This is a genomic window from Sinomonas atrocyanea (assembly GCF_030812675.1).
In the GTDB taxonomy this organism is placed as follows: Bacteria; Actinomycetota; Actinomycetes; order Actinomycetales; family Micrococcaceae; genus Sinomonas; species Sinomonas atrocyanea_B.
Map to the genome: position 1 here is coordinate 1 of NZ_JAUSTE010000002.1, position 12287 is coordinate 12287.

General features: G+C 73.9%; 10 protein-coding genes. 4 read left to right on the forward strand and 6 right to left on the reverse strand.

What is annotated here, in order from left to right; genetic code table 11:
* Positions 1-139: 139 nt before the first annotated feature.
* The 3 genes from J2W20_RS03800 to J2W20_RS03810 all read right to left on the reverse strand — a co-directional run bounded on the left by J2W20_RS03800 (position 140) and on the right by J2W20_RS03810 (position 2994).
* Positions 140-745, reverse strand: a complete 606-nt coding sequence (locus J2W20_RS03800; protein ID WP_307004739.1) for a nucleotidyltransferase family protein — start codon at positions 743-745, stop codon at positions 140-142.
* Positions 742-2367 carry a nucleobase:cation symporter-2 family protein gene (locus J2W20_RS03805; RefSeq protein ID WP_307004741.1) on the reverse strand — a complete coding sequence of 542 codons (1626 nt, stop codon included), beginning with the start codon at positions 2365-2367 and terminating at the stop codon, positions 742-744. Before J2W20_RS03805 ends, J2W20_RS03800 begins: the two co-directional genes overlap by 4 nt.
* Positions 2368-2496: 129 nt before the next feature.
* A complete protein-coding gene (locus J2W20_RS03810) occupies positions 2497-2994 on the reverse strand; it encodes a nucleoside deaminase (protein WP_307004743.1) in 498 nt (165 codons plus the stop codon).
* A gap of 411 nt (positions 2995-3405) precedes the next feature.
* On the opposite strand from J2W20_RS03810, the gene J2W20_RS03815 reads away from it, so the two are divergent.
* Genes J2W20_RS03815 through J2W20_RS03830 form a run of 4 tightly spaced genes read left to right on the forward strand, consistent with a single transcriptional unit; the run spans position 3406 to position 8970 of the window.
* Positions 3406-4611: an XdhC family protein gene (locus tag J2W20_RS03815; RefSeq protein WP_307004746.1), complete on the forward strand. Its 1206-nt coding sequence runs from the start codon at positions 3406-3408 to the stop codon at positions 4609-4611.
* A complete protein-coding gene (locus J2W20_RS03820; RefSeq protein ID WP_307004748.1) occupies positions 4602-5576 on the forward strand; it encodes an FAD binding domain-containing protein in 975 nt (324 codons plus the stop codon). Before J2W20_RS03815 ends, J2W20_RS03820 begins: the two co-directional genes overlap by 10 nt.
* Entirely contained in the window at positions 5573-8431 is a 2859-nt protein-coding gene (locus tag J2W20_RS03825; RefSeq protein ID WP_307004749.1) for a molybdopterin-dependent oxidoreductase, read from the forward strand. Before J2W20_RS03820 ends, J2W20_RS03825 begins: the two co-directional genes overlap by 4 nt.
* Positions 8428-8970 carry an iron-sulfur cluster assembly scaffold protein gene (locus J2W20_RS03830; RefSeq protein WP_307004750.1) on the forward strand — a complete coding sequence of 181 codons (543 nt, stop codon included), beginning with the start codon at positions 8428-8430 and terminating at the stop codon, positions 8968-8970. The genes J2W20_RS03825 and J2W20_RS03830 overlap by 4 nt, the downstream gene beginning before the upstream one ends.
* Positions 8971-9011: 41 nt before the next feature.
* Here the strand turns inward: J2W20_RS03830 and J2W20_RS03835 are convergent, their stop codons facing one another.
* From J2W20_RS03835 to htpX, 3 genes are read right to left on the reverse strand one after another with little or no spacing between them, the layout of a single operon-like run.
* Positions 9012-10283, reverse strand: coding sequence for an MFS transporter (locus J2W20_RS03835; RefSeq protein WP_307004752.1), 1272 nt, complete (start codon positions 10281-10283; stop codon positions 9012-9014).
* Positions 10284-10306: 23 nt separating this feature from the next.
* On the reverse strand, positions 10307-11359 hold the full coding sequence (locus J2W20_RS03840) for a ketopantoate reductase family protein (protein ID WP_373457955.1): 1053 nt from the start codon (positions 11357-11359) through the stop codon (positions 10307-10309).
* A 45-nt stretch (positions 11360-11404) separates the two neighbouring features.
* The gene (gene htpX, locus J2W20_RS03845; RefSeq protein WP_307004756.1) at positions 11405-12286 is read right to left on the reverse strand and encodes a zinc metalloprotease HtpX; all 882 of its coding nucleotides are present in this window, start codon (positions 12284-12286) and stop codon (positions 11405-11407) included.
* Position 12287: the final 1 nt, after the last annotated feature.

Below are 12287 nucleotides of genomic sequence, written 5' to 3' on the forward strand. Positions count from 1 at the left end.
TCCCCCCCGCGCCCACCCCGCCCCGAGCACCCCCCCCCCCCCCGCGCCCCCCCCCCCCCCCGCGGGGGGGGGGGGCGCCCCCCGCCCCCCCCCCCCCCCGGGGGGGGGGGCCCCCCCCGACGTCGTTCTCGCCGCGTTCTCAGCCCAGTCCGGGCCAACGGGCCAGGTCGGCGGCGACGTCGATGTCGTCGTCGCTGCCGAGGTCGGCGCACTCGACCGTGTCGATCGACTCGGGGTGGGCCTGGAGGTACTCGCGGGCCCCCGTGTCCCCGTGCGCCTGGCGCGCGGCGGCCGCGGCGTGGTCGGGGTCGAGGACCACGGGGTGGCCCGGGCGGCCCTGGTAGGCGGCCCTGGTGATCCGCCCGGGGCGGTGGGCCGAGAGCAGCCGGGAGATGACGTCGGGGCCGACGCCGGGCTGGTCCACCAGCACGATCGCCACGGGCAGCCCGGGCTCCAGCTGGAGCGCGCGCCCGACTCCCGCGCGCCAGGCGCGGGACATCCCCTCCTCCCATCCGGTGACGCGCAGGACCACCGGTTCCACCTCGCGGTCCGGGGGCCGGACCGAGGCCGCGATCTCGTCGGCCCGCGGCCCGAGGACCAGGAGGGGCCGGCCGCCCGCCGCGCTGGCGGCCCGGACGGCCCGGGCCGCCAGCGTCTCCCCCTCGAGCGTCAGGAGGGCCTTGGGGCCGAGGCCCAGCCGCCTCCCGAGCCCGGCGGCGAGCACGACGATGCAGGGGCTGCTCACCGGGGCGCCTGGCGTTCCTGCAGGATCCTGTGCACCCCTCCAGTGTCGGTGATCTCTCCGGCCCCGATCATCCGGTGCACGTCCTCGAAGCAGTGCTCGGGGACGACCGCCACCTCGGCGCCGTCGCGGTCCACGATGGCTCCGTTGCGGAGCTGGTCGCCGTCGCGCAGATGGGCCAGGGCATCCGCCCGCACGATCCGCACCGGGGCGGCAGCCAGGACCGACGGGTTCCGGGAGTTGCCCGCCCGCAGCTCGTTGAAGAGGAGGTTGAGGATGATCGCGACGATCGCGGCGGCGCTGATCCCGGATCCCAGGATCGTCTGGGCCCAGGCGGGGAAGTCGCGGTAGAAGTGGGGCGCGGCCACCGGGATCAGGCCGAAGGCGAACGCGACGGCCACGACGACCAGGTTCATCGAGTTCCGGTAGTCCACCTTGGCCAGGGTCCGGACACCGGAGGAGGCCACGGTGCCGAACAGCACGATCGAGGCTCCGCCCAGGACCGGGGCGGGGATGGCCGCGACCACCTGGCCGATGGCGGGGAACATGCCGAGCCCGGCCATGATGACGCCGGCCGCGGCCACCACGAAGCGGCTGCGGATGCCCGTCACGGCGACGAGGCCCACGTTGGCCGCGAACGCCGTCTGCGTGAACGAGTTCAGCAGCGGGGCGCAGGCGGAGGAGAGCATGTCCGCCCTCAGGCCGTTGGCGACGCGGCGCGAATCGACCTTGGCCCCGACGATCTCGCCCACGGCGAGGATGTCCGCCGTCGTCTCCGTCATGGTCACGAGGACCACGATGAGCATCGAGACGATGGAGGCCACCTCGAAGGTCGGCGGCCCGAAGGCCAAGGGGGCAGGGAAGGTGATTGGGGCGCCGCGGCCCACGCCCGAGAAGTCCACCATGCCCAGGGCCGCGGCCACGGCAGTGCCGAGGATGAAGGACAGCAGGATCGACAGGCGCGAGATCATCCCCACGCCCACCTTGGACAGCAGCAGCACGATGAGCAGGGTCGCCCCGGCCAGGCCGAGGCTGCGGAGGTCTGCGGCCCCGTCCGTGCCGTGCCCGGCGGCCCAGGAGATCGCCACGGGGAGCAGCGAGATCCCGATGACGGTGATGACGGTGCCGGTGACGACCGGCGGGAAGAAGCGGATGATGCGCGAGAACGCGCCGGCCGTCAGGAAGCCCACCGCCGAGGAGACGATGACGGCCCCGAAGATCGCGGTGAGATCGTGGCCTCCGGCCAGGATCGCCAGCATGGGGGCGACACCGGCGAAGGAGACGCCCTGGACGAGCGGCAGCCGTGAGCCGATGAACGGGGCGCCCACGCTCTGCACGATGGTGGCGAAGCCGCCCATGAGCAGGCACGAGCTGATCAGCAGTGCGGTCTTCTCGCCGGAGAGGCCGGCAGCCTGGCCGATGATGAGCGGGACGGCGACGATCGCGCCGTACATGGTGAGGACATGCTGGAAGCCGTAGGCGCCGGTGCGTCCCAGCGGGAGCCTCTCGTCCTCGGGGCCCGGGGCGTGGTCCGTGCGTGCTGCACGTCCCCAGCGGGCCGCCAGGGCCTGGGTCTTGGTGCCGGCGGCCGGTGTGGTCGGTCTGGTCGGTGTGGTCGGTGACATGGAAGGAGCCTCCTTCGGCGCGCGGGCGGTGCCCGGCGCGCAAGGTTGGGCGATCCTCTGTTGTTCCCGGGGCCATCGTGGGGGCCCTCGCCGGGAAGTGTCCAGATCTTGTGGGGGGGGTAGGGGGAATCAGTACTCGGTGCGGCTGGCGTTGGCGGCCCAGGCCTCAAACGGTGCGGTCCGGCGCTCCACGGCGATGTGGCGCACCGGGAGGGCCCGGTCCCGTTCCTCGGGGCTGCGGGCGAAGAACTCGTAGAACTCCGCGTCGTCGAACCCGCCGGCGGCGGCGTCGTGGCGGTCCGCGGCGAAGTACACGGCGTCGAGCCGCGCCCACAGCGACGCGGACAGGCACAGCGGGCACGGCTCGCAGCTGGTGTAGAGCACCGACCCGGTGAGGTCGAAGGTGCCCAGGGCGCTGCACGCGGTCCGGATCGCCATGACCTCGGCGTGCGCCGTCGGGTCGTTGTCCGCGGTCACCCGGTTGACGGCGAAGAACTCGCGCCCGTCCGGGGTGACGACGACAGCGCCGAACGGGCCGCCGTCGGCGGCCGCGTTCCGGGCGGCGAGATCGATGGCGCGCTCGAGGAAGTCCTGCGTGCGGAGGGTGCCTTGGGGTGTGGTCGACATGATGCTCACGTCCTGTGCGTCATGGGAGGACCCAAGGGAACGGTTCATGTCCATCGGCGGGTCCACCCGGCTGTCAGATCATGCCCGGTAGATAGCCCCTGAAGCCGGGGCCCGCCATTGGCTGAGACAACCGTAGGGCAGCCGCCCGTGAGGCGCAACACATCTTCGGAAAACTATTTCCATTCTCGGTTCGACGCGCCCGGAAGCCGTTGCAGTCCGCGCAGCCTTTCCGCTACGGTGTGACCCAGCCCATGGCGGGTCCTGACTGGACTATCTACCGGGCGAGCAACCACGCCACCGTGCTGGACTGCCGCCAGAGAGCTCCCGGTACCTCCTCCCGACGTACCGGCGCTCCGCCCCGCGGCGGCCCAGAGCCACCGAGGAGTTGACCGCCGTGACCTTCCCTTCAGCATGCCCCTGCCCCGCCTGGCGGCGGTGACCGTGCTCGAGCGACTCCAGGATTTTGCCCCGGCCCTGTCCGACCCCGAGGAGTGGGCCATCGCCACAGTGGTGGCCGCCTCGGGCTCCGTCCCCCGGCCGCCCGGGACTTCCATGGCCGTCCGGCGCGACGCGCTCGCCGTCGGCTCCCTGTCCGGGGGCTGCGTCGAGGCCGCCGTGGTGGACGCGTGCCTGACCGTGCTGGAGACCGGGACCGCCGGCGTCGTCGAGTTCGGCTACGGCGACGAGGACGGCCTCGGCGTCCGCCTGACCTGCGGCGGAAGCCTCCAGGTCCTCGCCCAGCCGACGACCGACCTCCGCGGCGCGCTCCCGTCCCTGGCCGCCGCGGTGGAGGACCTCCCGGTGAGGGCGGTCGCCCTCCTCCGCGCCCTCCCGGGGGCAGCTGTCGACCTGCCGGCGCCTGCGCTCCTGGACCCGGCCGCCCCGCTGCCGGCCGCGGTGACCGGGATGCTGCCGGAGCGGTCAGCGCAGGAGCTTCGGTCGGCGCTGGAGGCCGGAGGCACCCGGACCGTACCCGTGCACGGCGCGGCGGCTGACGGCTGCCCGGTCCTCGGGCGCCTGCTCGTCGAGTCGCACCGGCCGCCGCCGCGGCTGATCGTCTACGGCGCCAACGACTATGCCGCGGCGCTGGCCGCGGCCGCCCGGCCCCTCGGCTGGCGTGTCACGGTCTGCGATGCCCGACCGCTGTTCTCCACCGCCGCCCGCCACCCCTCGGCGCACGAGGTGGTGGCCGAGACACCGGCCGTGCACCTGCGGTCCGAGCACGCCGCGGGGCGCCTCGACTCGCGGACGGCCGTCGCCGTCCTCGGCCACGACCCACGATTCGACCTCGCCGTCCTGGACCAGGCCCTCCGCATGGACCTGGCCTACGTGGGGGCGATGGGATCGCGCACCACCCATGGGCGCCGCGCCGAGGACCTGCTGCGCGGCGGCCTCCCCGAGGGCCTGCTGAGCCGGCTCCACTCCCCCATCGGCCTGGACATCGGCGCCCTGACCCCGGAGGAGGTGGCCGTGGCGATCCTCGCCGAGATCATCGCGACCCGGCGCGGACGGGACCGCGCGGTGCACCCCCTCCGGGACACCGCCGGGCCCGTCCATGCGCCCCGCGGCATGGACACGGCTCCCGCCTCGTGGAAGGTGCACCCCCGATGGACATGACCAGCGTCGAGGAAGTCCTGATGAGCGCCGACCCCGACACGTGGCGGCCCGGCGACTCCTGGCTCGCCGGCGGGACCGTGCTGCTCTCCTACGGGACCGACATCACCCGGGGGCGGCCGCGGCGCCTCCTGGACCTCACGGGGGCGGGATGGCCGTCCGTGGTCTGGCACGCCGAGGGAGAATCCGAGGCCGGGAACGAGGACGCCGGCCCCAGACCCGGACAGGAGGTGTGGCCCCTGCCCGCGCTCGAGCTGGCCGCGACCTGCCGCGTCGCCGAGGTGTATGCACTGCCCGACGCCGCAGACCTGCCGCTGCCCCGGGATCTCCTGCCCGGGCTCGACCTCTTCCGGCCCTGCTGCGACTCCTTCGTGGCCTCCTACAAGATCTGGAACGTCTCGACCGTCGGCGGCAACGTGGCGACGGCCCTCCCGGCGGGGCCCATGACCTCGCTGCTGGCCGGCCTCGACGCGGTCGCCGTCCTGCTCGGCCCCGAGGGCACGCGCCGCGAGCTGCCGGTCGCCGACCTCGTCCTCGGCGAGGCCCACACGGCGCTGCGCGGCGGCGAGCTCATCCGCTGCTTCCGCATCCCGGTGGGCGCCCTGCGCCAGCCCTCGGCCTTCCGGCGCATCTCCCTCACCGAGCGGGGACGGTCCGCCGCCCTGCTCATCGGCCGCCGCACCGGCCCCGACCGCCTCCGCATCGTCGTGACCGCCTCCACGCGCCGCCCCCTCGTGGTCGACCTCGGAGGGGCAGGACAGCCCCCGGCCAGCGGCGACGGCTGGCGTTCCGCCGTCGACACCGCGGTAGCGGACGGGGGCTGGCACGACGACGTCCACGGCGCCCCCGACTGGCGGCGCGCCATGACGCACCGGCTCGGCGACGAGATCCTCGCCGAGCTGCTGCCCGGCATGGCCGGCGCAGCGAGAACCACCGGCGACATCACCGTGGAGAGGACCACCCGATGACCACTGCACCCAGCACCGCCGGCGATCCGCTGTTCCCCTCGCCCCGGGAGGGCGAGGCCCTCGTCGACGGGCGCCCCGTCCCCGTCCGGCCCGAGCCGGGGCAGTGCCTGCGCACGTGGCTGCGCGACAACGGCGCCCTCGGCGTGAAGAAGGGCTGCGACGCCGGGGACTGCGGCGCCTGCACCGTCCACGTGGACGGGACGCCCGTCCACAGCTGCATCTACCCCGCCCACCGGGCGTCCGGGCGCACGGTCACGACCGTCCAGGGCCTCGGCACCCCGGAGCACCTGCACCCGATGCAGGAGGCCTTCCTGCGGGCCGGCGCCTTCCAGTGCGGCTTCTGCACCGCCGGCATGATCATGACCGCCTGCACCTTCACCGACCGGGAGCGCTCGGACCTGCCCCGCAGCCTCAAGGGCAACCTCTGCCGGTGCACCGGCTACCGCTCCATCGAGGACGCCGTCCGCGGCCGCGTGAACGTGGAGGAGGGCTACGGCGGGGTCGGCTCGAGCACCGGGGCTCCCCAGGGCCCCGGCGTAGTGACCGGCACCGTGCGCTACACGATGGACATCGACCCCGCGGAGCTGCCGGGCGCGCTGCTGCACGCCGCCGTGGTGCGCTCCCCGCACGCCCACGCGCGCGTGCTGGGCATCGACTCCTCCCTGGCACTCAGCGAGCCCGGAGTCGTCGCCGTCCTCACCCACGAGGACGCCCCTGCCCTCCGGTTCTCCTCGGCGCAGCATGAGCTGTCCACGGACGACCCCGACGACACCCGCATTCTCGATGACGTGATGCGCCACGTCGGCCAGCGCGTGGCACTCGTCGTGGCCGAGACGCCGCGGGCCGCCGACCGGGGAGCGCGGCTCGTGGACGTCCGCTACGAGGTGCTCCCCGCGGTGCTGGACCCCGAACAGGCGGACGCGCCGGGGGCCCCGGCCCTCCATACCGGACGCGATGCCGAGGAGTCCCGCATCGCCGATCCCGAGCGGAACATCCTCGCCGTGGCGCACGGGGAGATCGGGAACCTCGACGAGGGGCTCGCAGCCGCGTCCGTGACCCACGAGGCCACCTACCGCACCCATCGCCTCTCCCACGTGGCGCTCGAGACCCATGGCTCCATCGCATGGACTGACGGGGAGGGCCGGCTCGTCGTACGGTCCAGCACCCAGGTTCCCTTCCTCGTCCGCCGCACGCTCTCCCGTATCCTCGGCCTCCCCCAGGACCGGGTCCGGGTCTTCTGCGAGCGCGTGGGAGGCGGCTTCGGCGGCAAGCAGGAAGTGCTCACCGAGGATCTGGCCGCACTCGCCACGCTCGCCACCGGCCGGCCGGTCAAGCTCGAGCTCTCGCGCAGCGAGGTGTTCTCCGCCACCACGGTGCGCCACCCCTTCCGGATCCGGGTGCGGGCCGGTGCCGACGCCGAGGGTCGCCTCACCGCTCTGGGCGTGGACGTCCGTGTGGACACGGGGGCCTACGGCAACCACGGACCGGGGGTGATGTTCCACGGGTGCGGGGAGTCCCTCTCGGTCTACCGCGCCCCGAACAAGAAGGTCGACGCCTGCGTGGTCTACACCAACAACGTCCCCTCCGGCGCCTTCCGCGGATACGGGCTGAGCCAGATGATCTTCGCGGTCGAGTCCGCCATGTCCGAACTGGCCGGCCAGCTGCACCTGGACCCGCTCGAATTCCGCCGCCGCAACGTGGTCGGCGTCGAAGACCCGATGATCTCGATGCACGAGGAGCCCGAGGAGGACGTCCACTTCGGCAGCTACGGGCTGGACCAGTGCATCGATCTGGTCCGCGACGCGCTCGCCCGCGGCCGTGACCGTGAGGAGGCGGCGGAGGCCGCCGGGCACGCCGATCCGCTCGGGGCCGAGTGGAAGGTCGGCGAAGGCACGGCAATCGCCATGATCGACACCGTGCCGCCGCGGGGCCACCACGCCCACGCACACGTGCGCCTCCTGCCGGGCGGACGGTACGAGGCCCGCGTGGGGACGGCAGAGTTCGGCAACGGCACTTCCACGGTGCACGCGCAGCTCGTGGCCACCGCCCTGGGGACCACCACCGAGCACGTGGTCCTGCGCCAGTCCGACTCGGACCTCGTCGAACATGACACGGGCGCCTTCGGGTCCACGGGCACCGTGGTGGCCGGCCGCGCCACCGACGCCGCCGCGCGGGAGCTGGCGGACGCCCTCCGCGCGGCCGCCGCCGCACGCACCGGCAGCGACGCGGCGCGCTGCGAGATCGCGGGCTCGGTGGTGCGCACCCCGCACGGCGACGTGGAGCTCGATGCGCTGCTCGGCGACGTCGCCGGGAGCAGCGACCAGGAGCGCTACGTCGGGCGGGGCCACTGGGGCGGCACCCCGCGGTCGGTGTCCTTCAACGTCCACGGCTTCCGCGTGGCGGTGAACACGGGCACCGGCGAACTGCGCATCCTGCAGTCGGTCCAGGCCGCTGACGCCGGGAAGGTGATGAACCCGCACCAGTGCCGCGGCCAGGTCGAGGGAGGCATCGCCCAGGCCATCGGCGCGGTGCTGCACGAGCAAATCCGCATCGACGACGCCGGCCGGGTCACCACCGACATCCTGCGCCAGTACCACGTGCCGACCTTCGCGGACATCCCCCGCAGCGAGGTGTACTTCGCCGACACCGAGGACTCCCTCGGACCCCGCGGGGCCAAGTCCATGAGCGAGTCCCCCTTCAACCCGGTGGCCCCGGCGATGGCCAACGCCATCGCCGACGCCATCGGGATCCGCTTCACCTCCACGCCGATCGCCCGCGACACCCTCCATGCCGCGCTGCGCGCCCGCGAGGACCAGCACCCGGCGCGGCCCCACGACGAGGACGTTCGCCGGTGAGCGCCGACGAGCGCGGGGAACTCCTCGCGGTCATCGAGCAGCACGGCAGGACGACGCCGGGACTGATGGCCCCCGGCGCCGGCGACGGGGCACGTGGCGCCCCGCGCCTGGAACAGGTCAATCCCACGTGCGGGGACCGGGTGGACCTCACCCTCACGGTCGACGACGGGAGGGCTGTGCTCCGCGGCACGGCCGACGGCTGCACCCTCTCGCGGGCTGCCGCGTCGCTCCTCGCCGCCACCCTGCACGCGATGGCACCCGAGGAGGCCGCAGCCCTGCTCGGCGTCCTGGTCCGGGCCCGCTCGAGCGGCCGCCCCCTCGAGCACTCGGCCCTCCCGGGCCGCATCGGCAGCTGGACCGAGGGGACCGCGGCATGCGCCGGGGCCCCCTCCACCCCGGACACCTGCGCCGGGCCGCTGCTCGCCCTCGCGGAGCTGGCCGTCGCACCCCTGCGCCGCCGGTGCATCCTCCTGCCGTGGACCACTGCCCGGACACTCCTCGAAGCCGCGCTGCCCGAGGCCGCAACGGAGGCGGGCTGAGCCCGCCCGCGCGGGGTGGGCGGCCGGCGTCGTGCTCGCCGCTACGGCGTGGGGCGCTCCGCGTCGTAGCGGGCGAAGCCCGGCTGCGCCACGTGCAGCACCCAGACCAGCGCGATGCACACGAGCGCCCCGACCACGATCGAGGTGCCCTCGCCGAGCCATGACGCCATGCCGCCGGAGAACACGTCGCCGAGGCGCGGGCCGCCGCCGACCACCACGGTGAACACGCCCTGCAGGCGGCCGCGCATGGAGTCCGGCGTGGCCGCCTGCAGGATGGTGGAGCGCAGGGCCGCGCTGACGGAGTCGGCCGCACCCGCGGCGACCATGCAGAGGATGGCGGGCGGCACCCACCAGGTCGGGCCGTCCGGCGAGGTCCGCCCGGCCGAGAGCACCACGATTCCGAACGCGAGGATGCTCGCGCCCCACGCCACCACGGACCACTGGACGCCTCGGCCCTGCCAGCGCAGCCGCGCGACCGGCCCCGAGAACAGGCCGCCGAGGAAGGTGCCGGCGGCGATCCCCGCCAGCAGGGCGCCCGCGGTGGCCGCTCCGCCGCCGAGCGCGAGGGCCGCGACGGCCGGGAGCACGGCGCGCGGCATCGCGAAGACCATGGCGCAGATGTCGATGAGGAACGTCATGCGGATGTTGGGCCGGGTCCCGAGGAACTGGAATCCCTCCGCGACCGAGCGGATCCCCGCCCGCCGCACGGCCCCCTCGGGCGGCAGCGGCGGCAGGCGGAAGAGAGCCCACATGGCCACGGTGAAGCTGAGCACGTCGAAGGTGTAGGTCCAGCCGTAGCCCACCGAGGCCACCAGCGCGCCCGCGAGCAGCGGCCCGGCGGCCCCGCCGAGGCCGAAGGTGATCATATTCAGGGCGTTGGCCGCCGCGAGCTTCTCGGGGCGGAGGAGCCGCGGGATGATCGCGCTGCGCGCGGGCATGTTAAGGCCGGTTCCGAGCGCCTGGATCCCCACGAGCAGGTAGATGAGCAGCACGTTCTCGAGGCGCAGCCACGCCTGCAGCGCGATGAGCGCGCTCGTGCCCCACAGCAGCCACGAGGAGGCGATCGCGACGGTGCGGCGGTCGTGGGCGTCGACGATCGCGCCGCCGTACAGGCCGGCGAAGACGAACGGGACGAGGGCCACGAGCCCGAGCAGGCCCACGTTGAAGCTCGAGCGGGTGAGGTCGTAGATCTGCAGGCTCACGGCCGTGACCGTCAGCTGGGATCCGAGGATGCTCAGCAGCTGGCCGAACCAGAGGCGCCTGAACTCGGGGCTCTCCGTGAGGGGACTCGTGTCGGCCAGATAGTTGCGCACCGCAACAGCCTAGCCGCGGCCGACTACCGCAGGCGGATCCCGCGCGCGACCTCGTGGGGCGTGCGGAAGCGGTGGTCGCGCTCGACCTCGTGCACCAGCTCGGTCATCGCGGCGTTCACGGGGGCGTCGGCGCCGCGGGCCCGGGCCCGGTCGACGATCGCGCCGTTGAGGTGGTCGATCTCGGTCGGGAGTCCCCGCTGGACGCTCTGCAGGGTCGAGCCGAGGACGGGCTCGCGGCCGAGGCGGCGGCCCATGAGGCGCAGCAGGGCGTTCCCCACCGGCGCGGGCGCGGACCGGAGGAGGCCGAGGGCGAGAGAGGGCATGCCGTCGAGGGACCCGAACGCGATGCCCTCGCGCCGCCCGGTGCGCAGGGCCTCGCGCATGCTCGCGAGGATGATCCGCCGCAGGGCCGGATCGGCGAGCGTCTCCTGCACGCTCAGGCCGGTGATGGCCGGCATCGCATTGATCTGGTTGACCACGAGCTTGGTCCACTGGCAGCCGGCGAAGTTGGCCACGGCCCGGCACGGGATCCCCGTGGAGAGCGCCCGGGCGGCATCGGCGGCCTCGGCGGAGGGCGGCTCCGTCCCCGAGCCGAGGTACAGGGGTCCCGGGACGAGCACCCGGGACTCCCCGGGGACCGGGCAGTCGGCGCTGAAGAAGGCGATGGCCCCGATCACCGGGCCCGTGTGGGCGCGGGCGCCGGCTGCGCCGTCGAGCCCGTTCTGGACCACGACGAGGGGCACGCCGGCGAGCGCGGCCTCGTTGGCCCCCAGTGCCTCACCCTCGTCCTGGGCCTTGACGCACAGGAGCGCGAGATCGGGGACGGAAGCGAGCCGCTCGCCGGCAGCGACGGGTGCGCGGTGCTCGCCCCACCGGCCGGTGAGCCGGAGCCCTCGTGCCCGGATGGCGGCGAGGCGCTCGCCGCGCACCGCCACGTCGACGCTGTGGCCGGCGCGGTCCAGGAGGGCGGCGAGGGTGCCGCCGATCGCGCCCGCTCCGATGACGCCAACCTTCATGCGCGACCTCCTGACAATCCCTCCCCCACTCAACCCCGCATCAGGACATGCCGCAATCACTTCGGCATAGCGGCATGTCCTGATGCGGCGTTGGGAAGGAGGGCGTCAGCGGCCGAGCTCGCGGCCGGCCATCTGCTCGAGGCGCACGATCCGGTCCGACATCGGCGGGTGCGTGGCGAACAGCCGCGTGAGCCCTGCCCCGCCGCGGAAGGGGTTGGCGATCATGAGGTGCGAGGTGTTGACCAGCTTCTGGTCGTCGGCGGGCAGGGGCGCCAGGCGCACGCCGCCCTCGATCTTGCGCAGCGCGGAGGCGAGGGCGAGCGGGTCGCCGGTGAGCTGGGACCCGTCCTCGTCGGCGTCGTACTCCCGCGTGCGGGAGATCGCGAGCTGGATGAGCGAGGCGGCGAACGGGGCGAGCAGGCTCAGGATCAGGAGGGCGAAGGGGTTCGCGTTCCGGTCACGGCCCCCGCCGCCGAAGAACATGGCGAACTGGGCGACCGAGGTGATGACGCCGGCGACCGCAGCCGCGATCGAGGACGTGAGGATGTCCCGGTTGTAGACGTGCATGAGCTCGTGGCCCAGCACGCCCCGCAGTTCGCGGGCGTCGAGCAGCCGCAGGATGCCCTCGGTGCAGCACACCGCGGCATTGCGCGGGTTGCGGCCCGTGGCGAAGGCGTTCGGGGACTCCGTCGGGGAGATGTAGATGCGCGGCATGGGCTGGTTGGCGCGCTGGGAGAGCTCCCGCACGATCTGGTACAGCCCCGGCGCCTGCTCCTCCGTCACGGGGTAGGCCTGCATGGAGCGCAGCGCGATCTTGTCGCTGTTCCAGTAGCTGTAGAACGTCATGACCAGGCCGAGGCCGGCGAAGATCAGGACGGGCGAGCCGCTGCGCGACCAGACGCCCACCAGCCCGCCGATGCCCAGCAGGACTGCCCAGAGCACGCCGAAGAGCGCCGCAGTCTTGATCCCGTTGTAGTGGTTGTGCACG